The sequence below is a fragment of the Mucilaginibacter sp. P4_C11 genome (genome assembly GCF_056402115.1).
This window is the reverse complement of sequence record NZ_JBFUIA010000006.1, coordinates 55,924-82,410: the sequence shown is the minus strand read 5'-3', so window position 1 is coordinate 82,410 and position 26,487 is coordinate 55,924. Positions and strand designations below refer to the sequence as shown.

Genomic DNA, 26,487 nt, shown 5'->3' with positions numbered 1-26,487 from the left:
TATATTCTTATAAAGTTTGTAAATGGTGAACATACATGATCACTTTCCAGCGTTCTTCAGGGTTTAGCTGCGAAGCATAAGAGCCCATCGCGTTTACACCGTAAGTAATAGTATGATAAATTTTACCGTCTGTTAAATCCTTCATAGCGCCACCGCGTGATGATTGTCCTTTTGAATAAGATGGTGGCGGCGGGTAACCATGCGCAACCACTAAACCATCACCCTGGCCACTTAAACCATGGCATGGCGAGCAGTAGTGTGCAAAAAGCAATTTTCCATCAGCATAATTTGCCTGGGTTTGCGCAATTACAGTTTTAACCTCAACACTTGCCAGCTCATAACCTTCTTTGGTATTAGGATAATCAAACTTTGTAAAACCTACCGGGATCGTTCCGGCCGGTGGTAACTGTGCGGTTTTACCATCTTTAAATTGACTGTTCTTTTGATCTGGATCGTAAGCGGTATGCTCGTACATGTTAGGCGCATATTCCCAACCTGTACTTCTTTTATCCTTACATGATGTTATAACTATCGAAGCAGCGATAATCATAACTAATGTTCCTATTATTTTAATCTTATTCATAGCTAACATATTTTCTGTCGTTATGCTTAACTTCTACAGCTCCTGCTTCTTTTAATATACTATCAATATCTGCGTGTGGTGTATTACCTTTTGCATCAATGGCGATAACAAATTTATCATTGGTGGCACGCAGGTCCATTACTCTTGGTGCACGGCCCGGGAAAAGGTGGGTGGCAAAAAAGAAAGTAAATGTCATACCAAAGGCCGTCCACAATACGGTCCATTCAAAGGTTACCGGTATAAAATCGGGGATGGCAAAAAAGTTTTTACCGCCGATGTTGATTGGCCAATCGTGTACAAGCATATAATAAACCATGCTGAACATGATGGTGCCACCTAAACAGCCAAACATGAAGGCTGCATAACCTAAGCGCGAATCCTTAATGCCTAATTTAGCATCAATACCGTGAATTGGGCATGGCGAATAAACATCGTAAATAGGGACACTATTCTTTTGTAATTTGTCGATACCGTGCATCAGATCATCGGGATCATCAAAAATTCCTAATATATATTTGGTGCTACTCATTTTTATACTTTTTCGTATGAAGACTGTTCAACACTATCAAACTTGCCTAATGAATTGATGTAGAACTCAGCCTCGGCAGGTTCAACATGGCCACTTTCAAGTAATTTTCTCTTGGCTTGCTCACTTGAGCTTTTCAGGATCAGTTTCACCTCGGCCATTGCCACTGAAGGTAGTACCCTCACAAACAATAGGAACATGGTAAAGAATAAACCGATAGACCCGATAAAGATGCTTACATCAACCCAGGTTGGATAAAACATAGCCCAGCTTGAAGGGATATAATCGCGGTGCAGCGAGGTTACGATAATTACGAAACGCTCAAACCACATACCGATGTTTACTACGATTGACAGTGTCCAGGCCAATGGAATATTAGTACGGATTTTTTTGAACCAGAATAACTGCGGCGTAATTACGTTACATGTCATCATGCTCCAGTATGCCCACCAGTACGGACCCGAGATACGGTTCATAAACGCGTATTGCTCGTATTCTGCCTGAGAGTAAAATGCGATGAAAAGCTCGGTTAAATAAGCCACACCCACTATTGAACCGGTTAAAAGGATGATTTTATTCATCGATTCGATGTGGAACATGGTGATGTAGTTTTCTAACCCTAATACTTTACGTGCTACTAATAACAGCGTTTGTACCATGGCGAAACCCGAGAAGATAGCACCCGCAACGAAGTATGGAGGGAAGATGGTGGTGTGCCATCCTGGTTCCAGTGAAGTTGCAAAGTCCATAGATACAATGGTGTGTACCGAAAGTACCAGTGGTGTTGAGATACCGGCCAGGATTAATGACACGGTCTCGAAACGTTGCCAGGTTTTAACTGAACCTGTCCAACCGAATGACATTACAGAATATATACGGCGGCGTAAACCGGTTGCACGGTCGCGGATGGTAGCGATATCAGGCAATAAACCTGTGTACCAGAACACCAATGAAACCGAGAAGTAAGTTGATATCGCGAATACGTCCCAGATAAGCGGAGAGTTCCAGTTTACCCATAATGAGCCATATTGGTTTGGCAATGGTAATGAATAAACAGCCATCCATGGGCGGCCCATGTGCGCACCGATATAGGTGGCGGCGCAAATTACCGCGAAGATGGTCATCGCCTCGGCCGAGCGGTTGATGGAGTTACGCCAGTTTTGACGGAACAACAGCAATACTGCCGAGATAAGCGTACCGGCGTGGCCAATACCTACCCACCACACGAAGCCGGTAATATCCCAGGCCCATCCAACTGTTTTGTTTAAGCCCCAGGCGCCGATTCCAAACCAGAATGTGTAGCTGATGGCAACAACCCAAAGCAGGGCGCCCAATGATGCTACACTAAAACCGATCCACCAGGCTTTACCCGGCATATTTTCTACGGGGCGTAATACATCGTCAGTAATCTGACCGTAGGTGATGTTTTCACCCGTAATTAACGGTTCCCTTATTATTGATTCACTATGAGATGACATATATTTTGTTATCTGTATATAAAAAATTTAAGCCTCTAATTCTGATAAATTTCTAACCTTAACCTGGTAACCAATACCTGGCTGTACGTTTAACTCTTCAAGCACGTAATAAGTTCTTTCGCTCTTCAATGCTTTTGAAACTTCAGACTCAGGGTCATTTGCGTTACCGAAAACAATAGCGTTTGCAGAACAGGTTTGCTGACAGGCAACCTTGATCTCGCCATCTTTAAGCGGGCGTTTTTCGATTTTGGCTTTTAACTTACCAGCCTGGATACGTTGAACGCACATGGAGCATTTTTCCATTACCCCACGGAAACGTGTAGTAACATCAGGATTTAATACTAATTGTGTGTGCTCATTATTCAGGTAGTTATCAAAACGCGAGTCGTTCCAGTAATTAAACCAGTTAAAGCGGCGTACTTTGTAAGGGCAGTTATTTGCGCAATAACGTGTACCTATACAACGGTTGTAAGCCATTTGGTTTAACCCTTCTGATGAGTGAACGGTTGCTAATACCGGGCAAACTGTTTCGCATGGTGCGTGATCGCAGTGCTGGCAAAGCATTGGCTGGTGAACAACCGATACGTTATCAAAATTGGTAAGTTTAGCAATATCTTTCTCTTTGGTTATCGCCTCTTCGCTATCGCCATGATCGTTAAAGCTGTAATAACGGTCAATACGGATCCAGTGCATCTCACGACGACGTTTTACTTCGTCTTTACCCACAACCGGGATGTTGTTTTCGGCGCTACAAGCTACAACGCAGGCACCGCAACCGGTACAGGCGTTAAGGTCGATAGCCATAACCCAGTTATAAACAGGGCGGTCATGATCATCCCAAAGCGATGTTTTGTTATAATCTTTATGTTCGCCCTCGTTACYGCTACCGGCAGCAGGGTTCTTTTTGTATGCGGTGAATGAAGCTTCACGAATAACGCTCCTGCCTTCGTAGGAATGGTGGGTTTGTGTTTGCGCAAGCGGCGATATAATACCTGTTTTTTTGAAATCGGTAATAACCGCGGTAGTTTGGAAAGTACCGTTACGGTAACTGTAGAAAGGGAAAGCGTTTTTACCAACGTTGTTACCTACAAGGCCTGCGCTAACGCGACCGTAACCAACAGCAATTGATATAGTGCCCTGTGCCTGGCCTGGTTGTGCCAATACCGGAACTTCAACTGAGTACCCGTTAGCTTCTACTTTAATTACATCACCTTCTTCGAAACCCAATTTCTGAATATCAGTCATCGACATGGCCGCGAAGTTATCCCAGGTAACTTTAGATACCGGGTCTGGCAACTCCTGTAACCATGGGTTGTTGGCACGTTTACCATCGCCCATCGCTACCGATTGATAAACCTGTAATTCAAATTTTTCACCAGATACAAGGCTGTTGCTATGGTCAACAATAGTTTGTGCTACCGCATTTAAATCGTGGCTGAAAGTGTAGGTTCCGGCAGTTGCAGGGGCGGCTTTTACCAAACCTGCCTGCAATAAGCTTTCCCATCCTTTTTGACCAGATAAACCGCCCTTAGCTAATAAGCCTTTATCCCAGGTGTTACGTACATAAGTGTAGTAATCTTTAACCGGGTTTTCGGCCCAAACCAATAAGCTATGCTCGGCCTGGCGGGTATTGTAAACGGGGTTGATAGTTGGCTGTATTACGGTATAATAACCTTCAACAGCGTTGGCATCACCCCATGACTCTAAATAATGGTGATTTGGCGCTACTACTTTTGATAGTAAAGCGGTTTCGTCGCCATGATCAGAGAATGATATAGTTAAACGTGCTTTTTTAAGTGCTTCTGTAAATTCTTTTGCTTTAAAGTAATCGTAAGCAGGGTTGGCATTCAGGAATAAAACCGCGCCAATTGAGCCCGCAGCCAATTCGGTTACAAAGCCAACAAAATCCTGATCGTTACCGGCGTATTGTTTTGACGGGTTATCCAAATCAATAGTGTTGCCATAGCTGCCTAATAAGGAGTTGATGGCGTTTACTAAAGTTTGTGTAGCAACATCATTTGAACCTGCAACTACCAGCGCTTTACCTTTTGCTGCCAACAATTCTTTAGCAACCAAAGTGATAGCTGTATCAGCAGCCTTATTGCTTAATTTTTTTGCACCTGCCAGGCTTGTGCCAGCAATAGCATTGTATAAGCTTAATAAAGCGACGCCTTCTTCAGATGGTTTAACAGGGAAACGGTTATCGGCATTGGTACCGGTTAAGCTCATTCCTGCCTCAAACTGAATGTGGCGAGACATTTTCTTTGCCTCAAGCGATTTGCTGTTACGGTTTGATACGTACTGGCGGGTAAACTCTTCAGGCGAGATCCATGAACCAAGGAAATCGGCACCAAAGCTTACAATCACTTCTGCTTTATCAAAATTGTAATGTGGCAATACCGCTTTACCGAAGCTGTTCTGATTAGCCTGGATAATACCGGTGTATGATACCGCATCGTAATTGATGTGTTTTGTAGTTGGGTATTTTGCAATAAAATCGGCAATAACACCTAAGGTAGACGGGCTGTGTACAGTTGATGTAACTATACGGATGCCTTTACCTGATGCTGCAACAGCGGCAAGCTCACGTAATACATACGCATCAACTTCGGGCCATGCTGCATCTGCGCCATTAATTTTAGGGTCCTGGGTGCGGTTTGCATCGTACAGATCAAGCACCGAAGCCTGGCCCTGCGCACTTAAACCACCTTTTGCAAAAATATCGTTAGGGTTACCTTCTACTTTAATAGGGCGGCCTTCACGGGTTTTTACCAAAATAGCCTGGCCTTCATATGATGAAGAGTAGTAGTTAGCTACACCAGGTGTAACTTCCTCAGGTTTTATAAGGTAAGGGATTGATTTGTGTACAGGCACTTTTTGACAAGCAGCCAGCGTAACAGCACCAACACCAAAGCCAAGCGCCTTTAAAAAGTCGCGGCGTGGGGTTTTAGCCGATAAACCAGATCCGCTCAGCAAATCCTCGATAGGGATAGGCTCTGCAAACTCGTTTTTATTTTTCTCAACAAATTCTGGGGTTTTGTTTAGTTCTTCTAAACCTTTCCAGTATTTTTTATTGCTGTCCATTTAAGCTATATAAACTGTAATGCTAAATTCTTATTTATTAATAGTGGCACTTACCGCACTCGATACCACCTAAAACAGCGGCAGTAACTTTTTCGCCTTTTTTAATCTTATCATGTGCTGCAAGTATGCTGTCGTAATAAGCGTTGCCTTTGGCGTTAACCTCGGTGCGTTTGTGGCACTGGATACACCATTTCATGGTAAGCGGCGAGTATTGGTAAACCTCTTTCATGGTTTCAACAGGACCGTGGCAAGCCTGGCATTTAATACCGGCAACCTTTACGTGTTGCGAGTGGTTAAAGTAAGCCAGATCGGGCAGGTTGTGAACACGAATCCATTGGATTGGCTTGGCTGCTGTGCTATCGTATTTATCAGTTTTAGGATCGTAACCCAAAGCATCGTAGATTTTGTGAATCTCTGCCGATTCGGTTTTAACAACCTTGTGGCAGTTCATACACACGTTTAGTGATGGGATAGAAGCATTTTTTGATTTGTAAGCACCGCCGTGGCAATACTGGCAATCAATTTTCATTTGCCCGGCATGAAGTTCATGTGAGTATTTGATTGGCTGTACCGGTTGATAACCTGTGTGCACGTTGGTGTTCCACAAGGTAACCCATCCCCAGCTGCCCATCGCAATGGTGCCGCAAACCAGTATAAAGAATACCAGTTTTTTGTTTTTAAGGATCTTTTTAAGCAGTACGTTTTTATCGGCTTCGGCAACCACCTCATCTTCAACTACAATGTTTGGGTTGCTGGCTAATACGCGCTCCAACGAATTGGTAGCCTTGTTTAAAACAAGTATTAAGATGAAAGCGATAATGACAATGCCAACTAAGCCCCAAACAACCAGCTCACTTGGGCCTTTTGCTTCAACGGGACCAACAGGAGCTTTTGCCTTTTCGTCCTGAATCCTTTTCCAATCGGCGCGGATATAAGTAATTACGTTACTAACATCAGCGTCAGAAAGATTGGTAAAAGTGGTCATTGCCTTACCATCAAACTCCTTAACAATTTTAAGAGCCTTAGGGTTACCGGCAGCAATTAAGGCCTGGTTATTCTGAATCCAACTGATAAGGTACTTATCATCGGTTTCAGAGGTAAGCTGCGGACCCAGTGCAGGGCCGGTCATTCGCTCTGCAATCTTGTGACAGGCCGTACAATTGGCTTTAAAAATGGTTTCGCCCTTAGCAGCGTCTGTTTGCGCGTAAGCAGCAGAAAAACCCCAGAAAGCAAACCCAACAATCAGTAAAACCGACCTTGAGAATTGTTTAAAAATCAATGAGAAACTTCTCATAAAGTGTATTTATGCTAAATAATTTTTATATTAATGTTTTATTCTGCTGTAAAGATGTGTAACCCATCTGCTTTTTACAGCCACAAAAGTAAAATTTATTACAGTATCGCTGACACATAAATGACAGTAACCTATAATTTATAATCGTTCTAAATAAACACAAAAATGTCATTTAAATACTCTTTAAAGCATATTAATGCCATTTTGAAAATTTATTGATGGTTTCACCATCAATATCGATTATAAACTTTTTATTGTTTTAATATCCAGGCAAATATAAGCGGGGCTACAATAGTGGCATCACTCTCAACAATAAACTTAGGCGTATGAATATCCAGCTTGCCCCAGGTTATCTTCTCGTTTGGCACTGCGCCAGAGTAAGAGCCGTATGATGTTGTTGAATCAGATATCTGGCAAAAATAGCTCCAAAAAGGCACATCATGCATCTCCATATCCTGGTAAAGCATAGGCACCACACATATCGGGAAATCGCCTGCAATACCCCCACCTATCTGGAAAAAGCCGATGCCCTTGCCCGATGAGTTTTTGGTATACCAATCGGCAAGCCAGGCCATATATTCTATACCACTCTTCATGGTCGAAGCTTTAAGCTCGCCTTTGATAAGGTATGATGCAAATATGTTGCCCATGGTACTATCTTCCCATCCGGGTACCACAATAGGCAGGTTTTTTTCGGCAGCAGCCAGCATCCAGGAATTTTTAGGATCTATCTCGTAATATTGCTCAAGCTCGCCGCTTAACAATATCTTGTACATGTACTCGTGCGGAAAATAACGTTCGCCGCTGTCATCAGCATCTTTCCATATTTTATGGATGTGTTTTTGCAGCCTGCGGAAAGCCTCCTCTTCGGGAATACAGGTATCGGTAACACGGTTGTAATGATTCTCTAACAAATCCCATTCTTCCTGCGGACTTAAATCGCGGTAATTGGGCACCCTTTTGTAATGCGAATGCGCTACCAGGTTCATGATATCCTCTTCCAGGTTTGCGCCTGTACAGGATATTATGGCAATTTTATCCTGGCGAATCATCTCGGCCAATGAAATCCCCAATTCGGCGGTACTCATTGCACCGGCAAGGGTAACCATCATTTTACCGCCTTCATCAAGGTGGGTTTCATATCCCTTGGCGGCATCCATTAATGCTGCGGAGTTAAAATGCAGGTAGTTGCGTTCAATAAACTGCGAAATTGGTCCTCGTGTGATGCTCATAGTGTATCAATAAAAATTCAGCTGCAAAAGTAGGAATTTTGCGGGATTATGGTTTTTAAATGAAATTTTATTGATGTTACTTGTTTGTTATCATTTTAACGCGGCACCTGAATACCAATAAAGCAAAAGGTCTTTTATTACTTTTTACTTTAAAATGTCCCTACGCTATCAACCTTATCACAAAAATGGGGTTATATTAGCTGAATTTATATGAAAACATTCTTTACCTCGTTGTTGCTGATATTTTTCCTGCAATCCGCTTTTTCACAATCGCACATTCTCCCAAAGTTTTTGCGCAAAATGTATTTAAATAAGGATACCAGTAAAAAAAGCAGTTTTGTTATTTTACCGGTGCTTAGCTCAGCACCGGAAACCGGCCTCGAGGTGGGCGGGGCAGGCCTGTATTCCTTTTACAGCGATTCGCTAAAAAGCAGCACCCGGGTATCAAGCGTCTTTGGTTATGCCACAATAACCACCAAAGGCCAAAGCCGCTTAAGTTTAAATACCAGTTATTGGACACCCGATAATGGGTACCATTACACCGCGGGTATTAGTTTTATCAATTTCCCGGTTAACTTTTATGGTATTGGTAATAATACCCTCAGCGCCGATGCGGTGCGTATTGGGCAAAAACGGACTAAATTGTATGTTGGCGTCGAAAAGAAATTATCTGACAGGCTTTACGCAGGTATAGTGGCTGGGGCTATTAGATACAGAATTCCTCCCGAACCAACCAATACTATTTTTTATACCGACCGGCGGGTAGAAAACCACGGCGGGGGCAGTAATATATACCTTGGGCCAAGCATAACATTTGATAGCCGCAATAACAATACCTACACTACAAAAGGGATGATAATTACCAGCTCGTTTGAGATAATTAAGGGATTTGGCAACAAGGGTTATAACGGTGGCTTTTTAAATACAGAGTACTCCCAGTTTTTTGCATTGACAAAAAAGCTGGTTTTAGGAGTAGACATACAGGAACAGAGCCTTACCGGCCGCAGTTCGCCTTTTTATTGGCTGCCTGCACTGGGGAACGATGAGCTCATGCGCGGCTATTACAACGGCCGTTATCGTGACCGTAACATGCTTGCAGGTCAAACAGAGCTGCGTTACCGCCTAAGTCCGCGTATTGGTTTTGTAGCCTTTGCAGGCACCGGCGAAGTATTTAACAAAAGCTTTAGCTGGGCACAACTAAAACCCAACTATGGCGGCGGTGTACGCTACTTTTTCGACATTGAAAAAGGCCTGAGTATCCGCGCCGACTATGGCATAGGCCAAAAAAATCCCGGGGAAAAACGCCAAAGCGGTTTTTATGCTGCGTTGGGACAGGCGTTTTGAGTGGCACATTGGGTAGGTTATACGTTTGACGTTGTACGTTTGACGTCGTAAGTTATACGTTTCGATCATCCAAAATAATCAAGCTACATCGTCTCATCTTAGCACATTACTAATAAAAACGTACGACGTCAAACGTACAACGTAACACGTACAACCTAATTTAACCGCGCTGCAAATCCTCAATATCGTACCTTAAAATGTTCCCGCTCTTTCCTGTCTTGCTTAAAAAAAACCAGGCCTATCCAAAACAGGTTTATGGTGAGAGTAACTTTGGGATTTAGCTTGATTTGGCTCCAGGAATGCTTCAGGTTTTTAGCGGTATGCAAACCGGTAAAAAGCATCACGGTATCCGGATTAATTTTGTCAAGGTATTGATTGAAGTATGGCAGTATTTTTTCTTTGAGATTTTCGCCATGAAAAACTACCAGGCCCGATAGTGTTTTATTTAATGTAATGAATTCGCTTTCATTTTGAGGGAGATAGAATTTGGCATCGGGTGCTGCTTTTTGCAGATAAGGGCTTGCCTGCTGATTATTTGTACCCAACTCAACTATTATAGCCGGGTTAAAATACTTTGTTAACCGGTAAACCAATTGGGCAACTTTCGGCTTAAGTCCAGCCCTCCCCTCTCCTTTTTCTGGCACAAATCCGGGCTCATGGTATACTTGTTGGCTGGTGTAATCATAAATTACATGGTCTATCAGTGTATATACAAATGGCGAGTGTATACCATGGCGGTTATTGGCCGTAAACCGGTGTTTTAAATAATCTTGCACAAATCTGAGATTCCACATCGCCGCAAAAGTAAAAAAGTTTAGTATTTTAGCATGATAGCGTATGATAAATCCGACAGAAGTAAACTCTTTGATCCGATTGCTGGACGATCCCGATAACGAGATATATGATCACGTTCACGAAAAACTGCTTGGCTACGGCAGCGAGGTAATTGCCTACCTTGAAACCGCCTTTGAGCAGGCTTTTGATGCTGTACAGCAAGAACGGATAGCTAACCTTGTACATGAAATTCAGTTTAGATCATTAAAAACCGACCTGCAGCTGTGGCACCAAAGCGGCGCTTTTGACCTACTACAGGGCATCCTGATCATCAACCGCTATCAATACCCCGACCTGGACGAGCAAAGGGTAATTAACCAGGTAGAATCAATCAAACGCGACATCTGGATACAGATGATGAACGAAGCCAGCCCTAAGGAGCAAATCAAGCTCATTAACCATGTATTTTACAATATTTACGGGTTTAGCGGTAATATATCTAACCACCTCGATCCGCAAAACAGCTACCTGAGCCAGGTGCTCGAAACAAAAAAAGGTAACCAGATATCATTGGCCATCATCTACTCCATCATTGCCCAAAAGCTGGATGTGCCCGTATATGGCGTAAACCTGCCTCAGCATTTTATTTTGGCCTATGTTGATGAAAGCATGGAGAACAACTTTGAAGGCGGTGTGCTGTTTTACATCAATGCATTTAATAAAGGTTTTATTTTTGGCCGCCGCGATGTGGATATGTTTTTAAAACAGCTTAACCTTAAATTTGATAAGCAGTTTTACGAGCCCTGCTCCAACACCGATATCATTAAACGCGTTATCCGTAACCTGATAAGTGCCTATGAAAACTTAGGGTCGGCCGAGAAGGTGGTGGAGTTGAATGAATTGCTGGCGATATTGGATAATAATCCTGGAATAAATCAGCGTATAATGAAATAAATTGTCATTTCGAAACGGGGCACGAGTGAGAAACTATCTCTTGAGCGTAGCGAAAAATCTTATACGATTTGCTATGACCGCGCTCCCATGAAATACATGCCGTTGAAGACTTGCTATACAGCCTTGCTCCCGTGAAATACAAGGCGAATAAGATTTCTAACCTTTTCCCCACATCTGCCAGCCCTTCAAAGGAAATGACGTTACGTTATATTAGTTTTCTGCTCAAGTACGTAATCTTAAATTTCAATTGGCATATTTACAACCTCGCCCCATCTACCGGCAACGCCTTTTCACTTTCGTTTTTTAACCGGTCAATTGCCGTTACTATGTAAGTATAGGTTTTACCTTTCTGCGCGGTGGTATCCAAATAGAGGGTATTGTTGTTATATTGGATGCTTAATATGTTTTCGGCATTATCTAAGTTTAGTTTAGCACCTGTGCTAAAACGATAAACTACATAGCCATAAACAGGCTCATTATCTTTTGCCATCAATGGCGTTTGCCACATCAGTTTAACCCCATTGAGCTCCGGCTTCGCAATAAGCCCTACCGGCGCATTGGGCGCTATTGAATCGCGCCAGAGCATCATAGGCGGCAGGGCCGGGTAATGGTAATAATTGGCCCGCAGCGAATCTGTAAAACCCAGCGGATTATTCATTAATGAGTTGGAACTAAAATATACACTACCCTGCACCCTTGAATTTTTACGCAGGTATTGAATTTGGCCCGGAAGCTGCCCCGGCAATCTGAAACCGGGCAGTTTGTTTTCGATAATACGGTATGGCGCCTGCCCAATGTACAAATGCCGGCCATAGGCATTGTTGCCCCACCAGTCAATCATCGTTTTAAAAGGCACCAGTTTATCATCAATGGGGCGGTATAACTGCGGGTTAATATAATCTACCCAGCCCTCCTGCACCCACTTGCGCGAATCGGCATACAGAGCAAAGTACGAATCGCTGCCATGCGTATCAGAACCATCGGCTAACTGGGTTTTGTTGGCCCAAATACTAAACGGACTGATGCCAAACTTCATCCGCGGGTTGTGCTGATGGATGCTATCGTTCAGCATTTTTATCAGGGTGTTTACATTATCGCGTCGCCAATCGTCAATACTGGTAAAACCTTTACCATATTGCTGATAGGCTTGCTGATCGTTTATCTGCTGGCCTGCTACATGGTAAGGGTAAAAATAATCGTCCATATGGATGCCGTCGATATCGTAATTGGTTATCATATCCAACACCACCTGCACTATGTATTCCCTTACCTCGGGCAGGCCGGGGTTAAACAGTTTCATACCGCCGTAAGTAAAAAACCATTCGGGTTTTATCCGGGTAATATGCTGCGGGCTAAGCTGCGAATAGGCACTATCCTTGGTTGCCCTGTATGGGTTTATCCAGGCATGCAACTCCATCCCGCGTTTGTGCGCCTCGATAACGGCAAACTCCAGGGGATCATAAAGAGGATTGGGCGCCAGGCCTTGCTTCCCGGTAAGCCATTTGGACCAGGGCTCGCGGCTTTTGGCATAAAAAGCATCAGCCGCCGGCCGAATCTGGAGCATAATAGCATTGATACCCGTTTTTTGATGGGCATCTAAAATGGTTAATAATTCCTGTTGCTGTTGGGCTGTAGTTTCATTAGGCGTAGCCGGCCAATCGATATTTTCGACAGTGGCTACCCAAACGCCGCGGAACTCGCGTTTAGGGTGAGCAACCGAACTACTATCAACAAGTTGTTGAGCCTGTACATTAAAAAAGCAAAAGGCGAGTAAAAAAGCTAAAACGCAAATTTTTTCAAGCATGATATATATTTACAGCACATAAAGCACCGGAATGCAATATAAGTTTGCCTTTGATTTAGGCAATCTTAATTCAAAACGTGGTGATTATATCAATTGGTTTTGTTTAATTTATCTTCTATCAGCTTTATGACTTCGGGGTGGTTACCCTCCTTTGCAGCAGATAGAACCGTATTACCCTGGTTATCATGCGCGTTTATATCTGCACCATTTTTAAGCAGGTATCTAATAATATTGATTTCACCTAAATTTGCAGCATACATTTAGGCGGTAGTGCTAAACCAATCCGTCCAGTCAACTTCGGCTTTATGATCCACCAATAATTTAACTGATTTATAATCTTTTTTATTTACGGCTAATATCAACAAACTCATCTCCACGTTGCCAAGTTTTTGTTTGTAATTAGCATCCGCTCCTTGTTTAAGCAATGTTTCAACCATGGAGGTGTCCTTATCACTAATGGCTTTAGCCAATTTATCATTTAACGTTTGAGCCTTTACACAGGTGCACAATAGCAGGAAACCGATAATAAGCGTATATTTTATCACGAGATGGTTGTAGATTAAATTATAGCATGTTGATATTTACTTCCCATTCAAAAACCCATTCTCTTCCAGCCAGTTGGTTGCCCAATCAAACCATTTGCCTTTGTTTTTTGAGTTATTCATCCCAAAGCCATGGCCGCCTTCCTGGAAAAGGTGCATCTCGGCTTTAACTTTATTTTTCAATAAGGCATCGTAAAACATCAGGCTGTTTTGTACAGGTACTACATTATCATCTTCGGCATGCACCAAAAACGAGGGCGGGGTGTTGGCTGTAATTTGTTTTTCGTTAGAGTACAGATCAAGTTGTGCCTGCGATGGTGTTTTACCTATCAGATTTTCGCGCGAGCCAACGTGGGCCTGCTCGCCAAAGCTAATCACCGGGTATATCAGCATCATAAAATCGGGACGCAGGCTAATGTTGTCTTTGTCGTCAATCACCGGCTTATCAAAATGTGTCCCCTCCGTTGATGCCAGGTGCCCGCCCGCCGAAAAGCCGATGATACCTATTTTTGCAGGGTTAATGCCCCATTCCTTAGCATTTTTACGAACGGTATATATAGCCATCTGCGCATCCTGCAGGGGGCCAATCGATCTATCAACCATTATTTCATCACTTGGCAAGCGATATTTCAGTAAAAAGGCGGTGACGCCTATCTTATTAAATTCCTTGCATATGGCCATACCCTCGTGAGCATTAGCCAAACCAGCGTAAGCTCCGCCCGGGCAAACCACAATAGCCGCGCCATTAGCTTTACCCTTTTCGGGCAGATAGGCGGTTAGCGTTGGGATACTTACACCGGTAATCCAGTCACCATTGGTTTTCTCTACGTATGTTGCCGGGGTAGGTTTTGAATTTGGTACACCCTTAGGATACAAAGGCATCGGTTTTTCCTGGCTATAGGCTATGGTTGTTGCCATGGTGAAAATAAAGGCTGATAAAATGGTTTTCATAATTTATTGGGTATATGCAATTATAGGTTTTTTATTATAAACTTTTACCCAAGGTATCTTTTACCAATTCGCGGTTTTGGCGGGAGATGGGGATTTTGGTTTGATCGTTTAGCAATAAGGTTCCGCCATCTTCTTTTAGATAACTTTTTACAAATTGAACATTCACTAAATGCGATTGATGGGTACGTACAAAATGATGAGGTTTTAAAATATCAGCAAACTCTTTTAGTGTTTTACATACCAATACCTGCTCGCCGCTTTGCAGGTAAAAAGTGGTATAGTTGTTTGATGCCTCGCACCTGACGATGTCGGTAATTTTTACGTACCTGATCTCGGTTAGCGTGGGCAGGGTTATTTTGGGTGTTTCTTTTTGGCCAGCCTTAATGTACTCCAACAGGTTTTCGATGCTGTGATTTTGCTGCCTGCCGCTTATTTTTCGCGTTGCCTTTTCAATGGCCAGTTTAAATTCGGCAATATCTATCGGTTTCAGCAGGTAATCCAGTGCCGAAAATTTAATGGCCTGGATGCCATACTTATCATAGGCTGTGATGAATATCACTTCAAAATCTATTTTATCAAAAGCCCTCAACACATCAAAGCCCGATTGTCCCGGCATCTGGATATCAAGAAACAACAAGTCGGGCTGGTTGGCTTTAATGGCGGCTATCGCATCGCCCGCATTTGAAGCTGTTGCCACAACATCAATTTGCGGACACCAGGTTTTGATGATCTGTTGCAGGTTTTCAATGTTATTAGACTCATCATCAACAATAATACTTTTGATACTCATCGGCATAAATTTTATATCCAGTTTGATAAACGGATACTTACCACAGTACCCTGCCCTTGCTTATCAATATGTAAACTCAGCGGCTGATCTTTATATAACTGGTTTAATAAAGCTACACGTTCCTGGCTCAATTTTAAGCCGTAACCACTTATTTCAACAGGATTGTCAGTAGCTGTCCATTTGCCGTTGTCTTTTATGGCAAAAACAATGTCCTGCCCCTGCCGGCTCACCGATACTATTATCCGGCCTTGCTCCTTTAAAATGGCTACGCCGTGCTTAACCGCGTTCTCTACAAAGGGCTGCAGCAACATGGCCGGAATTTCGATATTGGCTTGGTTCAAATCAGGATCTGTTGTTATCTCATACTTAAAGCCAAAGCGCAATTGCTCCATTTGCAGGTAATCATCTAAAATAGCAAGCTCTTGTTCCAGGCTTATTAATTCCTCGTTGCCGGTATCCAATACTTGTCGGGTTAAGCCCGCAAATTTAGAGAGGTAATGATTTGCACCGTCGATATCATTTTTATTTACCAGGTTTTGGATAGATGTTAAAGCGTTAAACATAAAATGCGGGTTAAGCTGAGCCCGGATGGATTGCAGCTTTAAGCTTGCCGTTTGCTTTTCCTGCGCCACCCGCAATAGTTTTACCTGGTTGCGCCTGTAATAGCCCCCAAACAGCAAAACAACACCCGTGAGTGTTGTTATAATATAAGGTAAGGCTTGTTTTATGGTGATGGATGCCTTTTTTTCGGGCGGGGCCAAAACCTCGAAAGGAATTTTCACAGACTGGCTATCGCCTCCACGTTTCCCAAAACTCCATACAGTCACCTCGTACCTACCCGGAACTTTAAACATATCCGGCGTAATTGTTACCGAATTATCAAGTATCCTGTCTTTTATTAACACAGTGTCCCTTTTGCCGCCAATATTTTTAACCAGGTATGCTACATAGGCATAGGTTTCATGGTGCATAAAAGTAACGTCAAAGCCGTCTAAACTATCTGCAAAAAACTTCAGATCAAGCGGCAAGCCTGTTTTTGGGTCAAGCTTTTTTACATAGCCCCTGTTGGCTTTTAAATTAGTAACATCTATATGTTCATCAGGGGCTTTCACATCCAGAAATATTCCACCAACCTGCGGCGTAAAATTGGCCCTCCAATCAAATACTACCCCATCCCTGATATTGTAATCGTGAATATTTACAACCTCTACAAGCAATTGTTTACCGGGCCTGTTAAACTTACCCATAAAACCGTATGGATACTTTGCCCCATATTTTTTTTCGAGCCGGGGTTTGATCCACGGCACCACTTCCACGCTATCATTTTCAACAACATGATACCGGTAATCGTCAACATTTTCTTTATTAATGCCCAGGGCCATTAGTTCGGCATCTGTGCTATCGGCAATAATGTAGCTTTGGTATTGTTTGGAGATAGAGTATACCCGGCTGCCAAAAAAGTACTTCAGTTTCGGGTTAAGCTTTATTGCCAAAAACAGTGTTCTTTTCGCAAATCTTTTATCCTTATATTTTTGAATTTCCTTTTGCCCATACCAAAGCTGGTCGTCTAAAAATCCAACGTTGTCGCCCTGTATCACATTGCCAAAGGGTGGTTCATTGTCCTGTTGTGCCTGTGCTTTAAAAAGGTTGCCCATACCAAGTAGTAACCAGCCAATTAATACAAAAATTTTACTTTTCATGATGTGTGTTGAAGTTTACAATTATTATTTACATCACAAAAATGTATTTACCTGCGGGCCTTAACAACGCCCAATGAGTATGTGGCAGGCGGGACTTAGAATTTGGCAGCATACTGCTAATATGCTTACCTGATTTGTTTATAAAAATTCTCTTTATAAGTATCAGACACGGGTATCAATTCATTTTTAATGCGGATGCGGTCGCGCTCAATACTTTCAATTTTATCAAGCGCAACAATGAATGATTTGTGTACCCTGCAAAATTGCCTGGCGGGGAGTTCCTGCTCCAGCTCGCTAAAGGTTTGCAGCGTCATTATATTTTTTTCGTTTAAATGCAGGCGGCGATAATCGCGCATGCCTTCAATAAAAAGCAGGTCATCTAACTTAATTTTTTCGAGCCGGTATTCTGTTTTTATAAAAATGAATGTTTTACCCTCCTCCCTGCCCGATAGTTTATCATAAACCTTATTTACGCCCTGCATAAAACGCTCAAAGGTGAAGGGTTTTAAAAGATAGTCGCACACGTTAAGATCGAACCCGCGCAGGGCATATTTATCAAAGGCTGTGGTAATTATAACCTCGGGCTTTTTTATCAAACATTCCAGCAATTGTATGCCTGTAAAGCCATCCATTTGTATATCTAAAAAAAGTAAGTCTACTTTTTGAGTTTGCATAAAAGCTATGGCCTCTACACCATTGTCAAAGCTTTGCAGTAAATTTAAAAACGGCACTTTAAGCACAAAATCCCTGATTCGGTCCATAGCCAGGGGTTCGTCCTCAATTATTATACAATTAATTACCATGCAGGTTAATAGCTAATGTTACGTTAAAACGCTCATCTGTCTGCGTAATATTAAGCACGTAGGCTCCTTTATAAAGCAGGTTAAGGCGATTGTTTATCAATTCGAGCCCAAGGCCGCTATGCGGCTGCTTTAGCTCGGTTGATTGATTATAGGCGTTGCTACAGGTAAAAGTAATGGTATTGCCCAATACACCGATACCAATTTCAATAGCGTTACTTATTTTTTTATTGGTGGAGTGCTTAAACGCGTTTTCGATATAAGGGATAAATAGCATGGGGGCAATTTGCCGGTTATCCAGGTTACCATTTACTGTAAGCTTCACAAAATCGGGGTTGGCGGTGCGAATTTTTTGCAACTCGATATATTGCTCAATATAATCCACCTCCTGCTTTAGTTCAATTTGCTCCAACGGACTTTCATAAAGTGTAAACCTCAAAATATCCGAGAGTTTTTTTAAGTAGATGGAGGCTTGTTTGGCATCTTTTTCAATCAGCACATCAATATTATTAAGCGTGTTAAACAAAAAGTGCGGATTAATCTGGGCTTTTAATAGCGCAAGCTCGGTTTCGATATTTTTTCTTTCTAACTCTTTTTTATACCTGATATCGGCATACCAATTTACAAACCCCCTGATTAGACAGGCTGCAACTGCCGAATAAATTACTCCTGTAATCATATTGCCAATTACCAAACCCAGCCCCACATTATTGAAAGAAGCCGGCGCTAAAGCGCGCAAGCCCAAATACTCCGCAGCCGTTATTAATGCCGCAGTCAGCAAACCAGCAACAACAAAAAGGAAAATTTTGCGATTGGACAAATAAACCGAGAAAAACAAAAAATAAAATAAATAAAAAATGACAATCTGCCCGGCGTAACTAACAGGTACAATTAAATAATTGCCGGGGGGATTACCTGGATTTAAATTTAAGATAAAATAGGCTTGCAGGAGTTTTGGAAACCAATAGGCAATATTTAGTGAAATTGCCCAAACTGTTTTTTTCATGTTGTTGTTATTTAAATTAAACATGGTTCAAAAATCATTTTTAGGATCGTGGTTTATCAATAAACTCTGCCAGTTGCCGGTTTGTATCTGCAAAATGGGTTAAATATGCGCATTAAATAAAAATGGTGTTACCGGTAAAAACCCAATAACACCACCCCGGTATAATTTAAAAATATCAAATATTAACTCTTCGGCCCGCCAAACTCCATTAGGTAGGCCTTCAAAAACTCGTTAAGTTCACCATCAAGTACGGCGGCGGCATTCGAGGTTTCATGATCGGTTCGCAAATCTTTCACCAGCTTGTAAGGGTGTAACACATAGTTGCGGATTTGCGATCCCCACTCTATTTTCTTTTTGTTGCCCTCAATAGCATTACTTATCTCCATGCGCTTACGCATTTCAATTTCATATAGCTGCGATTTCAGCAAGCGGATAGCGTTATCCTTATTTTGCAACTGCGAGCGCGACTCCTGGTTTTTGATAATAATGCCCGATGGTTTGTGATATAAACGCACGGCGGTTTCTACCTTGTTCACGTTTTGTCCGCCGGCACCGCCCGAGCGGAAAGTCTCAAACTCAATATCGGCTGGGTTAATGTCAATTTCGATGGTATCATCAACCAGCGGATAAACATAAACCGAAGCAAACGAAGTATGGCGCTTGGCATTGGCATCAAATGGCGATACGCGGACCAAACGGTGTACGCCGTTTTCGCCTTTAAGATATCCGTAGGCAAAATCGCCCTCTAATTGCAGGGTTACGGTTTTTACTCCGGCCACATCGCCGGGCTGGTAATCCTGCTCGGTAACTTTGTAGCCGTTCTTTTCGCCCCACATAATGTACATACGCATCAGCATTCCGGCCCAGTCGCAGCTTTCGGTACCCCCTGCACCTGCTGTTATTTGCAGTACGGCGTTAAACTGATCTTCCTCGGCCGAGAGCATGTTTTTAAATTCAAGCTCTTCTACAGCCTTTATAGCCATGTTATACTGCTCCAGCATTTCGGCCTCGGTAGCATCACCGCCCTGGTAAAATTCAAACAGCACACCGGTATCTTCTATTACCRCCAATACTTTTTGAAACTCATCTGTCCAAACTTTTTTTACTTTGATAGATGCCAGTACCTTTTCGGCCTCTTTCGGGTGGTCCCAAAAATGCGGACCAATAGTTATCTCCTGTTCAGCTTTTAGTAGCTCTAATTTCTTGTCGATGTCAAAGATGCCTCCTCAGGGAAGCTGCTCTATCCCTTAAATCCTGAATCTGTTCTTTAGTCATGTGGCAAATATATGCAATTAGATTATCGGCATAAATAAAAAAAGGTCTGCAAATTGTATTAACAATCTGCAGACCCGTTTTACAAGGTAGGTGAATATATTAAGCAACCATGGCGCGGTCAACCAGCAAACTTAAGTCGGCACGGTTACCATTTAGCTTGGTAAGCATATTTTTAAGGCCAAATTCTTTAACCTGCTCGCTTTTTGACGCTTTTACCAGTTCGGTCATCACAGCCGGGATCAATGCTTTTGAGGCGATCATGGCCTGTTCAGGGTCGATATGATAAAAAGTATTGAGCCTGTTAGCAAACCTGCTAACCATACTGGATACTAATGATTGATTGTAAATACCCGACGAGCGAAAATACTTCACTAAATCTTTCAATTTACCGTTTTCCATTTGTCCTTTTAATACCTCAATGATAGCACTCGATGCTTCAATAAGCACACTTTCATGGTATTTTACAGGAATTGAAGGGTTGTTAATAACTGCCGTCCCGGCGTTATTTTTTACAAGCAAAAAAAGTTTTCCAAACATAGTAGCAACAATTTTATACTGAAATTTACAAATTGATGATAAATCACTCATTTGATTACCAACAATACAAAGATATCAAATAATAATTTTAAATATCAAAATAATTTGCAAATATTTTTTGAATTTTCGTAATTTTTAGGTGTAAAACAAACACTATGTGTGTAGTGTTAAAACAACACAGAGAATAGTAAGTTTGATAATTTATATCCACCTAACAATTAACTTGTTACTTTTGTCAAAAACACATCAACTATGTTGCCAAATATCGATTTCACCACCACCCAGAGCTATAAATACTTAGCCGACCATTACATTGATATTGTATCAAAAAGCCTGAAAGAACTATTCGATGCTGATGATCAGCGATTTAATAAATTCTCTATCCAGTTTGAGGAGATTTTGCTGGATTATTCCAAAAACCGCATCGACGATGAAACTATAGCCTTATTGATACAACTGGCCAAAGAATGTTCAGTAAATAAGGCAATAGAAGCCATGTTTGCGGGCGAAACCATTAACGTTACCGAAGGCCGCCCGGTACTGCACATTGCTTTGCGTAACCGCAGCAATACCCCAATTTACGTAGATGGCAAAGATGTTATGCCCGATGTAAATAAGGTGCTTGATCATATGAAGGAGTTTAGCGAAGCTATCATATCCGGCACATGGAAGGGCTATACCGGCAAACCTATTACCGATGTGGTAAACATAGGTATAGGAGGCTCCGATTTAGGCCCCGTAATGGTTACCGAAGCTTTAAAAGCCTACAAAAACCACCTCAACCTGCATTTTGTAAGTAATGTGGATGGCACACATATAGCCGAAACGCTGAAGGTTGTTGACCCCGAAACTACTTTGTTCCTGATAGCATCAAAAACTTTCACTACCCAGGAAACCATGGGCAACGCCCATAGCGCCCGCGATTGGTTTTTAGCTGCCGGTGCTACCGAGGCCGATGTAGCCAAACACTTTGCTGCCTTATCAACCAATGCTGCCGCTGTAGAAAAATTTGGTATCGATACCAAAAACATGTTTGAGTTTTGGGATTGGGTTGGTGGCCGCTACTCGTTATGGAGTGCAATCGGCCTGTCAATTGCCCTAAGCATCGGTTTTGATAATTTTGCCGAGCTGCTTGATGGCGCACATGCTACCGACAACCATTTTAAAACGGCGCCGTTTGAAGAAAACATACCGGTAACCCTTGCCCTTTTAGGCATCTGGTATAACAATTTCTTTGAAGCCGAAACCAATTCCATTTTACCATACGACCAATACATGCACCGTTTTGCCGCCTATTTTCAACAAGGCGATATGGAGAGTAACGGTAAACATGTTGACCGTAACGGCAAACATGTGGAGTACTCAACTGGCCCAATCATCTGGGGCGAGCCAGGCACCAACGGCCAGCACGCTTTTTACCAGCTGATTCACCAGGGCACTAAACTTATCCCTTGTGATTTTATAGCTCCGGCACAATCGCACAATCCGCTTGGCGAGCACCATAACATGTTACTATCAAACTTTTTTGCCCAAACAGAAGCGTTGATGAATGGCAAAACAGAAGAAGTAGTTATTGAAGAGTTAAAAGCCGCCGGTAGAACCGAAGCAGAAATTGCGGCCATTGCACCATTTAAAGTGTTTGAAGGCAACCGCCCAACTAACTCATTCCTGCTTAAAAAAATAACTCCGCACAGCCTGGGTTCACTGATTGCCATGTACGAGCACAAGATATTTGTTCAGGGCATAATCTGGAACATTTACAGCTTTGACCAATGGGGTGTTGAATTAGGCAAGCAATTAGCCGGCAAAATTCTGCCGGAATTAAAGGACGACAGCGAAATAAGCAGCCATGATTCGTCAACTAACGGGTTGATTAATTTGTACAAGGCCTGGAGGTAAGAACGCAGCCAAGCCCCCCGGCCCCCTGAAGGGGGAGCTTTTGATTAGCATAAACAACAAATGCCGGTTTCTTCGAAACCGGCATTTGTTGTTTAAAAATCCGCACATTCGTTCCCCCTTCAGGAGGTTAGGGGGCTTTGCTAACAGGCTTTCACCAGCAACTCACCGGTTGGTAAACCTGGCATGGGCACTACCTTTTTTTGGGGCATAGGTTTACGGTACTTAACCAGGTTGATGAGCAATACGCTGATGAGGATAATAACCAACCCAACAACTTGTAAAACGGATATCTGCTCGCCCGCAAACAATACACCCAAAAGCACCGCGATTACCGGGTTTACATACGAGTGTGTGCTTACCTGTGTAGCCGGCCTTACCTGCAACAGCCAAACATATGCGCTAAATGCCCCAATGGATCCGAATATAACGAGGTAGGCAATGGCCATCCATGATGAAGCAGGCACTTGTGCCAAACTAAAACCGTTAAACTCATGATGCAGTACACCTGCGGGGATAAAAGCCAGTCCGGCAATAACCATTTGCCAGGCTGTATTTAACCTTGCCGGGCCGCTGTTTACGTTATGCTTTGAATATAATGAGCCGGCCGCCCAAACTATTGGGCCTAAAATCAGTAAAGTCATGCCCAAAAAACTGGTTGTATGGTGTTTATCGGCAAGGGCTTTGGCTACCTGTTCGCCAAATAGCAGCACAACACCGGCAAAGCCCACAATTAGCCCGATAATGGTCGATCTGCTTTTGAAGTTAACACGCCAGTTGGGCCTGTCTAACACCACAAACCAAATGGGGCTGGCCGATACTGTGATGGCTACCATGGCACTGGGCAAAGTTTGCTCAACCCAAATTACCATGCCGGTAGCTACAAACAACATCAGCATACCGCTAACAGCCGAATTGATGATGTCCCGCTTTACCCATATTTTATCGCCCCTGTATGCGCACCAGCCCAGCATGAGCAGGCCTGCGGTAGTATACCTGAGCGCCCCCATCAGCATAGCCGGGAAACCGTGTACCGCCATCCCGATAAAAAAGTATGTAGAGCCCCAAACGATATAAACTGTAGCGAATGCTATGATCACCAATAATGCGGGCGCTTTTTGTTGGTTAACTGTTGTCATGATTGTTTTAGTTTTTGTTGATGATTGAATCTATGCTCCATTTATAATCGGGCAGTGTGGCCAGCAGCAGGCTTGCCGCGCTCACCGTAAAAACCGAGTAACCTACCGGCGATTCGATACCGCCTGATATAGCCATGGCCAAAGCAAACGCCAGGCTAAGCAGGCAGCTAAGTGATGCAGCCGTACGGGTAAACAAGCCCGCGAGCAATAACAACCCTACGCCGGCCTCGCCAATGGTTGCTATCACAGCCAGTGGGGGGATAATTCCGGAAGGCAAAAAGCCCATTACCTGCCGGGCATAATCCATAAAGTGCTGCCAATCGCCCCAGCCTACATGGGGTTGCCCATGGGCGCCAAAAAAACCAAGGCGATCTGCCACCTCCCACAGGTAGCTGGTAGCCAAAGCACCACGCAAAGCGACAGACGGAAGGGCATAATTTTTAATAAGTTGCATATCATTTTTTGTTAACTGGTATAAAATTACGCATCAGTTGGCCTATCTTTATAGTCCAGAAAATACAAACAAGATAGTCCAGTATGAAATTCAGCATAGGATTAATCAGCATTGATAAGGATGCACAGATAGCGGTTTATCTGCAGATAACCAATAGTATTATCGGGCACATCAGGCAGGGCACATTAAAACCGGCATCGCCCCTGCCCAGCAGCAGACTGCTTGCCGCCGCGTTAAATGTTCACAGAAAAACAGTTGTAGCTGCCTATGATGAATTGTATGCCCAAAGCTGGGTAGATGTTTACGCGCGTAAAGGATTTTTTGTAGCCAAAAACCTGCCCGATGTATCGCCCCGGCCAATCAACAACACATTAAAACAAAATGCTTACCCCCTAAAAACCCATTTTGATGTTACCGAGAAAGTACCCTACCCCGATTTGTTTACTGATGGTAAGCCAGGGCTGCTAACATTTGACGATGGCTTCCCCGATACCCGCGTAGCCCCGGTTGAGTTACTGGTGCGCGAGTACCGCAGGTTTGCCAACTACCATTTCACCCAAAAGTATTTAACCTACGGCCCCGAGCAGGGTTCGGTAAACCTGCGTACCGAGCTGGCCCGTTTCCTGGGCGAAACCCGTGGCCTGCAGGTTAGCGCCGATGATATCTTGATTACCAAGGGCGCACAAATGGCCATTTACCTGGCTGCCCAAATCCTGCTAAGCAAAAATGATGTTGTAATTGCCGCCGACCCCGGATACCCGGGCGCCAACGAGGTTTTTGAACAAACCGGGGCCAAATTAAAACTGGTACCGGTAGATGAACACGGCATAAACCTGGATGCTGTGGAAGAAATTTGCCAGCAGAAAAAAGTAAAGCTTGTATACGTTATCCCCCATCACCATCGCCCTACTACGGTAACGCTGAGCGCCGACCGCCGGATGCGCCTGCTTGAACTGGCCCACAAATACCGCTTTGCCATTATTGAGGACGATTACGATTACGACTTTCATTATGCCAGCAGCCCCATACTGCCCCTGGCCAGTGCCGATTATTATGGCAGTGTGATATATGTAGGTTCGTTTTGTAAAACTATAGCCCCCGGCATCCGCATTGGGTTTATGGTTGCACCGGCCAACCTGATTCTGCAAGCAACCAGGCTGCGTAAAATGATTGACCGCCAGGGCGAGCACCTGCTGGAAGAAGCCATAGCCAACCTGCTTAAAAATGGCGACATAGGCCGTCACCTTAAAAAGGCCAATAAATTGTACCATGAAAGGCGCGATATACTTTGCGCCCTGTTGAAAGAGCACCTTGGCAGTTGGTTAGGCTTTAAAATTCCCGATGGTGGTTTTGCCGTTTGGCTTAAATATGCCGATGGCATTAACCCTGCCGATGTGGCCGAAAAAGCATCGGCTATGGGCCTTACCATTAATAACGGCCGCGATTATTTTTACCATAACACTGGCACCCATCCCTACGTCAGGATAGGTTTTGCATCCCTCAACCCTAAGGAACTGGAAACAGCCGTAAAAATATTGGCCGGCGTATTTAAAAAGCTTAATCCCAAAAGCCCTGAACCTTAATTTGTCCCGAAGGATACCCCTGCCCTTTGAGCAGCTTACGTAACTGGGCTACCATGGTATTATTGCCGGCTAAATAAAATACGGTGTTCTCTAAACTATAACGCTGATCGAGCACCCATTCAATGAGGCTGTGATGGCCATAAACATCGCGGCGGGCTATTGGCTCCAGCGGTGTCCAAAAGTATTCCTGGAATAATTTACGGTGATGCTCGTTGCCAATTACTATTCCGCCCGAAAAACGGGTATGGGGCAGCACCATTTTTTGCAGTGCCAGTAAATGCCCCATGCTGCTTTCGTCGCCAAGGGCAACTATTGCCGATGTAGCCACGGGACTTTGATTAGTAGTACCCGTTTTAAGATAATTTACCTTATCGCCCTTTTTTAACAACCGTGCCCAATTACTGCCGGGGCCGTTATGAGCGGCATCAACATAAATGGTGCAGGTTTGGGTTTCGGCATCCCAGCCCGATGGGGTGTAATCCCTGAAGGTAAGGTTATCTACCTTAAATTTAATATAAGGAATTTCGGTCCAGCCGGTCATATCTATTTGCGGCAGATGCAGGTCAACCTCAATTAAAGTGCAGGGCTCCCAATACCTTACTTCCAAAACATTGCCCGTTTGCAGGCGGCCTTCAAATAGCTTGCCGGTTTTTTGTTTTAATTTTTGCAGAGTGGATGTTTCCATGTGATGTAGAATTATTATCACAAAGAAAAGACTTATCTATGCCCGATAAAATGGCA

The 26,487-nt window shown here is 43.3% G+C and carries 24 protein-coding genes; 4 read left to right on the top strand and 20 right to left on the bottom strand.

Features of this window, described 5'->3' with window-relative positions:
• Positions 1-7: 7 nt before the first annotated feature.
• From AC1DU2_RS07300 to AC1DU2_RS07275, 6 genes are all read right to left on the bottom strand, one after another.
• A complete protein-coding gene (locus AC1DU2_RS07300) occupies positions 8-583 on the bottom strand; it encodes a c-type cytochrome (protein ID WP_477354071.1) in 576 nt (191 codons plus the stop codon).
• Positions 576-1,112: a DUF3341 domain-containing protein gene (locus tag AC1DU2_RS07295; protein ID WP_477354068.1), complete on the bottom strand. Its 537-nt coding sequence runs from the start codon at positions 1,110-1,112 to the stop codon at positions 576-578. The genes AC1DU2_RS07300 and AC1DU2_RS07295 overlap by 8 nt, the downstream gene beginning before the upstream one ends.
• A 2-nt stretch (positions 1,113-1,114) precedes the next feature.
• Positions 1,115-2,587, bottom strand: coding sequence for an NrfD/PsrC family molybdoenzyme membrane anchor subunit (gene nrfD / locus AC1DU2_RS07290; protein ID WP_147053251.1), 1,473 nt, complete (start codon positions 2,585-2,587; stop codon positions 1,115-1,117).
• 27 nt (positions 2,588-2,614) lie between these two features.
• Complete coding sequence (locus AC1DU2_RS07285) at positions 2,615-5,671, bottom strand: TAT-variant-translocated molybdopterin oxidoreductase (RefSeq protein ID WP_477383546.1); 3,057 nt, start codon at positions 5,669-5,671, stop codon at positions 2,615-2,617.
• Positions 5,672-5,708: 37 nt separating this feature from the next.
• The gene (locus AC1DU2_RS07280; protein WP_477383545.1) at positions 5,709-6,965 is read right to left on the bottom strand and encodes a c-type cytochrome; all 1,257 of its coding nucleotides are present in this window, start codon (positions 6,963-6,965) and stop codon (positions 5,709-5,711) included.
• 251 nt (positions 6,966-7,216) lie between these two features.
• The gene (locus tag AC1DU2_RS07275) at positions 7,217-8,197 is read right to left on the bottom strand and encodes a deoxyhypusine synthase family protein (protein ID WP_477383544.1); all 981 of its coding nucleotides are present in this window, start codon (positions 8,195-8,197) and stop codon (positions 7,217-7,219) included.
• Between the two features lie 210 nt (positions 8,198-8,407).
• Between AC1DU2_RS07275 and AC1DU2_RS07270 the strand changes: the two genes are divergently transcribed.
• On the top strand, positions 8,408-9,541 hold the full coding sequence (locus tag AC1DU2_RS07270; RefSeq protein ID WP_477354053.1) for a BamA/TamA family outer membrane protein: 1,134 nt from the start codon (positions 8,408-8,410) through the stop codon (positions 9,539-9,541).
• A gap of 179 nt (positions 9,542-9,720) precedes the next feature.
• On the opposite strand, the gene AC1DU2_RS07265 is transcribed toward AC1DU2_RS07270, so the two are convergent.
• Entirely contained in the window at positions 9,721-10,335 is a 615-nt protein-coding gene (locus AC1DU2_RS07265) for a hypothetical protein (protein ID WP_477383543.1), read from the bottom strand.
• A 43-nt stretch (positions 10,336-10,378) separates the two neighbouring features.
• Between AC1DU2_RS07265 and AC1DU2_RS07260 the strand changes: the two genes are divergently transcribed.
• The gene (locus AC1DU2_RS07260) at positions 10,379-11,269 is read left to right on the top strand and encodes a transglutaminase family protein (RefSeq protein WP_477383542.1); all 891 of its coding nucleotides are present in this window, start codon (positions 10,379-10,381) and stop codon (positions 11,267-11,269) included.
• 256 nt (positions 11,270-11,525) lie between these two features.
• Here AC1DU2_RS07260 and AC1DU2_RS07255 read toward each other — a convergent pair whose 3' ends face one another.
• From AC1DU2_RS07255 to AC1DU2_RS07210, 10 genes are all read right to left on the bottom strand, one after another.
• Positions 11,526-13,073: a glycoside hydrolase family 10-like protein gene (locus AC1DU2_RS07255; protein WP_477383541.1), complete on the bottom strand. Its 1,548-nt coding sequence runs from the start codon at positions 13,071-13,073 to the stop codon at positions 11,526-11,528.
• 89 nt (positions 13,074-13,162) lie between these two features.
• The gene (locus AC1DU2_RS07250) at positions 13,163-13,333 is read right to left on the bottom strand and encodes an ankyrin repeat domain-containing protein (RefSeq protein ID WP_477383540.1); all 171 of its coding nucleotides are present in this window, start codon (positions 13,331-13,333) and stop codon (positions 13,163-13,165) included.
• A complete protein-coding gene (locus AC1DU2_RS07245) occupies positions 13,334-13,618 on the bottom strand; it encodes a hypothetical protein (protein WP_477383539.1) in 285 nt (94 codons plus the stop codon). It lies immediately after the preceding gene.
• A gap of 36 nt (positions 13,619-13,654) precedes the next feature.
• Positions 13,655-14,566: an alpha/beta hydrolase gene (locus AC1DU2_RS07240; protein WP_477383538.1), complete on the bottom strand. Its 912-nt coding sequence runs from the start codon at positions 14,564-14,566 to the stop codon at positions 13,655-13,657.
• Positions 14,567-14,600: 34 nt separating this feature from the next.
• Positions 14,601-15,356: a LytR/AlgR family response regulator transcription factor gene (locus AC1DU2_RS07235; RefSeq protein ID WP_477354035.1), complete on the bottom strand. Its 756-nt coding sequence runs from the start codon at positions 15,354-15,356 to the stop codon at positions 14,601-14,603.
• Between the two features lie 11 nt (positions 15,357-15,367).
• Entirely contained in the window at positions 15,368-17,056 is a 1,689-nt protein-coding gene (locus AC1DU2_RS07230) for a sensor histidine kinase (protein ID WP_477383537.1), read from the bottom strand.
• Positions 17,057-17,181: 125 nt separating this feature from the next.
• Positions 17,182-17,859: a LytR/AlgR family response regulator transcription factor gene (locus tag AC1DU2_RS07225; protein ID WP_477383536.1), complete on the bottom strand. Its 678-nt coding sequence runs from the start codon at positions 17,857-17,859 to the stop codon at positions 17,182-17,184.
• Positions 17,849-18,862, bottom strand: coding sequence for a sensor histidine kinase (locus tag AC1DU2_RS07220; protein ID WP_477383535.1), 1,014 nt, complete (start codon positions 18,860-18,862; stop codon positions 17,849-17,851). Before AC1DU2_RS07220 ends, AC1DU2_RS07225 begins: the two co-directional genes overlap by 11 nt.
• Positions 18,863-19,044: 182 nt before the next feature.
• A protein-coding gene (prfB, locus tag AC1DU2_RS07215) for a peptide chain release factor 2 (RefSeq protein ID WP_477383534.1) occupies positions 19,045-20,137 on the bottom strand; the annotation gives its coding sequence in 2 pieces (ribosomal slippage) (positions 19,045-20,076 and positions 20,078-20,137; 1,092 coding nt in all).
• A 99-nt stretch (positions 20,138-20,236) separates the two neighbouring features.
• Complete coding sequence (locus tag AC1DU2_RS07210) at positions 20,237-20,674, bottom strand: hypothetical protein (protein ID WP_477354026.1); 438 nt, start codon at positions 20,672-20,674, stop codon at positions 20,237-20,239.
• A 252-nt stretch (positions 20,675-20,926) separates the two neighbouring features.
• Between AC1DU2_RS07210 and pgi the strand changes: the two genes are divergently transcribed.
• On the top strand, positions 20,927-22,573 hold the full coding sequence (gene pgi / locus AC1DU2_RS07205) for a glucose-6-phosphate isomerase (RefSeq protein WP_477383533.1): 1,647 nt from the start codon (positions 20,927-20,929) through the stop codon (positions 22,571-22,573).
• 140 nt (positions 22,574-22,713) lie between these two features.
• Here pgi and AC1DU2_RS07200 read toward each other — a convergent pair whose 3' ends face one another.
• A complete protein-coding gene (locus AC1DU2_RS07200; protein ID WP_477383532.1) occupies positions 22,714-23,709 on the bottom strand; it encodes an EamA family transporter in 996 nt (331 codons plus the stop codon).
• A 7-nt stretch (positions 23,710-23,716) separates the two neighbouring features.
• Positions 23,717-24,163 (bottom strand): DoxX family membrane protein, encoded by a 447-nt coding sequence (locus tag AC1DU2_RS07195; RefSeq protein ID WP_477354019.1) that lies wholly within the window; start codon positions 24,161-24,163, stop codon positions 23,717-23,719.
• 83 nt (positions 24,164-24,246) lie between these two features.
• Here AC1DU2_RS07195 and pdxR point away from each other — a divergent pair, with 83 nt between their 5' ends.
• Positions 24,247-25,746 carry a MocR-like pyridoxine biosynthesis transcription factor PdxR gene (pdxR, locus tag AC1DU2_RS07190; protein ID WP_477383531.1) on the top strand — a complete coding sequence of 500 codons (1,500 nt, stop codon included), beginning with the start codon at positions 24,247-24,249 and terminating at the stop codon, positions 25,744-25,746.
• Here the strand turns inward: pdxR and AC1DU2_RS07185 are convergent.
• Positions 25,721-26,431 carry an SIP domain-containing protein gene (locus AC1DU2_RS07185; RefSeq protein ID WP_477383530.1) on the bottom strand — a complete coding sequence of 237 codons (711 nt, stop codon included), beginning with the start codon at positions 26,429-26,431 and terminating at the stop codon, positions 25,721-25,723. The genes pdxR and AC1DU2_RS07185 overlap by 26 nt on opposite strands.
• Positions 26,432-26,487: the final 56 nt, after the last annotated feature.

Bases quoted from the DNA above. Each gene is read 5' to 3' on its own strand.
- pdxR (WP_477383531.1), top strand. From the start codon at position 24,247: ATGAAATTCAGCATAGGATTAATCAGCATTGATAAGGATGCACAGATA.
- AC1DU2_RS07200 (WP_477383532.1), bottom strand. From the start codon at position 23,709: ATGACAACAGTTAACCAACAAAAAGCGCCCGCATTATTGGTGATCATA.
- AC1DU2_RS07230 (WP_477383537.1), bottom strand. From the start codon at position 17,056: ATGAAAAGTAAAATTTTTGTATTAATTGGCTGGTTACTACTTGGTATG.
- AC1DU2_RS07260 (WP_477383542.1), top strand. From the start codon at position 10,379: ATGATAAATCCGACAGAAGTAAACTCTTTGATCCGATTGCTGGACGAT.
- AC1DU2_RS07275 (WP_477383544.1), bottom strand. From the start codon at position 8,197: ATGAGCATCACACGAGGACCAATTTCGCAGTTTATTGAACGCAACTAC.
- AC1DU2_RS07270 (WP_477354053.1), top strand. From the start codon at position 8,408: ATGAAAACATTCTTTACCTCGTTGTTGCTGATATTTTTCCTGCAATCC.
- AC1DU2_RS07300 (WP_477354071.1), bottom strand. From the start codon at position 583: ATGAATAAGATTAAAATAATAGGAACATTAGTTATGATTATCGCTGCT.
- AC1DU2_RS07210 (WP_477354026.1), bottom strand. From the start codon at position 20,674: ATGTTTGGAAAACTTTTTTTGCTTGTAAAAAATAACGCCGGGACGGCA.
- AC1DU2_RS07240 (WP_477383538.1), bottom strand. From the start codon at position 14,566: ATGAAAACCATTTTATCAGCCTTTATTTTCACCATGGCAACAACCATA.
- AC1DU2_RS07265 (WP_477383543.1), bottom strand. From the start codon at position 10,335: ATGTGGAATCTCAGATTTGTGCAAGATTATTTAAAACACCGGTTTACG.
- AC1DU2_RS07280 (WP_477383545.1), bottom strand. From the start codon at position 6,965: ATGAGAAGTTTCTCATTGATTTTTAAACAATTCTCAAGGTCGGTTTTA.
- AC1DU2_RS07195 (WP_477354019.1), bottom strand. From the start codon at position 24,163: ATGCAACTTATTAAAAATTATGCCCTTCCGTCTGTCGCTTTGCGTGGT.
- AC1DU2_RS07225 (WP_477383536.1), bottom strand. From the start codon at position 17,859: ATGGTAATTAATTGTATAATAATTGAGGACGAACCCCTGGCTATGGAC.
- AC1DU2_RS07185 (WP_477383530.1), bottom strand. From the start codon at position 26,431: ATGGAAACATCCACTCTGCAAAAATTAAAACAAAAAACCGGCAAGCTA.
- AC1DU2_RS07255 (WP_477383541.1), bottom strand. From the start codon at position 13,073: ATGCTTGAAAAAATTTGCGTTTTAGCTTTTTTACTCGCCTTTTGCTTT.
- nrfD (WP_147053251.1), bottom strand. From the start codon at position 2,587: ATGTCATCTCATAGTGAATCAATAATAAGGGAACCGTTAATTACGGGT.
- AC1DU2_RS07250 (WP_477383540.1), bottom strand. From the start codon at position 13,333: ATGTATGCTGCAAATTTAGGTGAAATCAATATTATTAGATACCTGCTT.
- AC1DU2_RS07295 (WP_477354068.1), bottom strand. From the start codon at position 1,112: ATGAGTAGCACCAAATATATATTAGGAATTTTTGATGATCCCGATGAT.
- AC1DU2_RS07220 (WP_477383535.1), bottom strand. From the start codon at position 18,862: ATGAAAAAAACAGTTTGGGCAATTTCACTAAATATTGCCTATTGGTTT.
- AC1DU2_RS07235 (WP_477354035.1), bottom strand. From the start codon at position 15,356: ATGAGTATCAAAAGTATTATTGTTGATGATGAGTCTAATAACATTGAA.
- pgi (WP_477383533.1), top strand. From the start codon at position 20,927: ATGTTGCCAAATATCGATTTCACCACCACCCAGAGCTATAAATACTTA.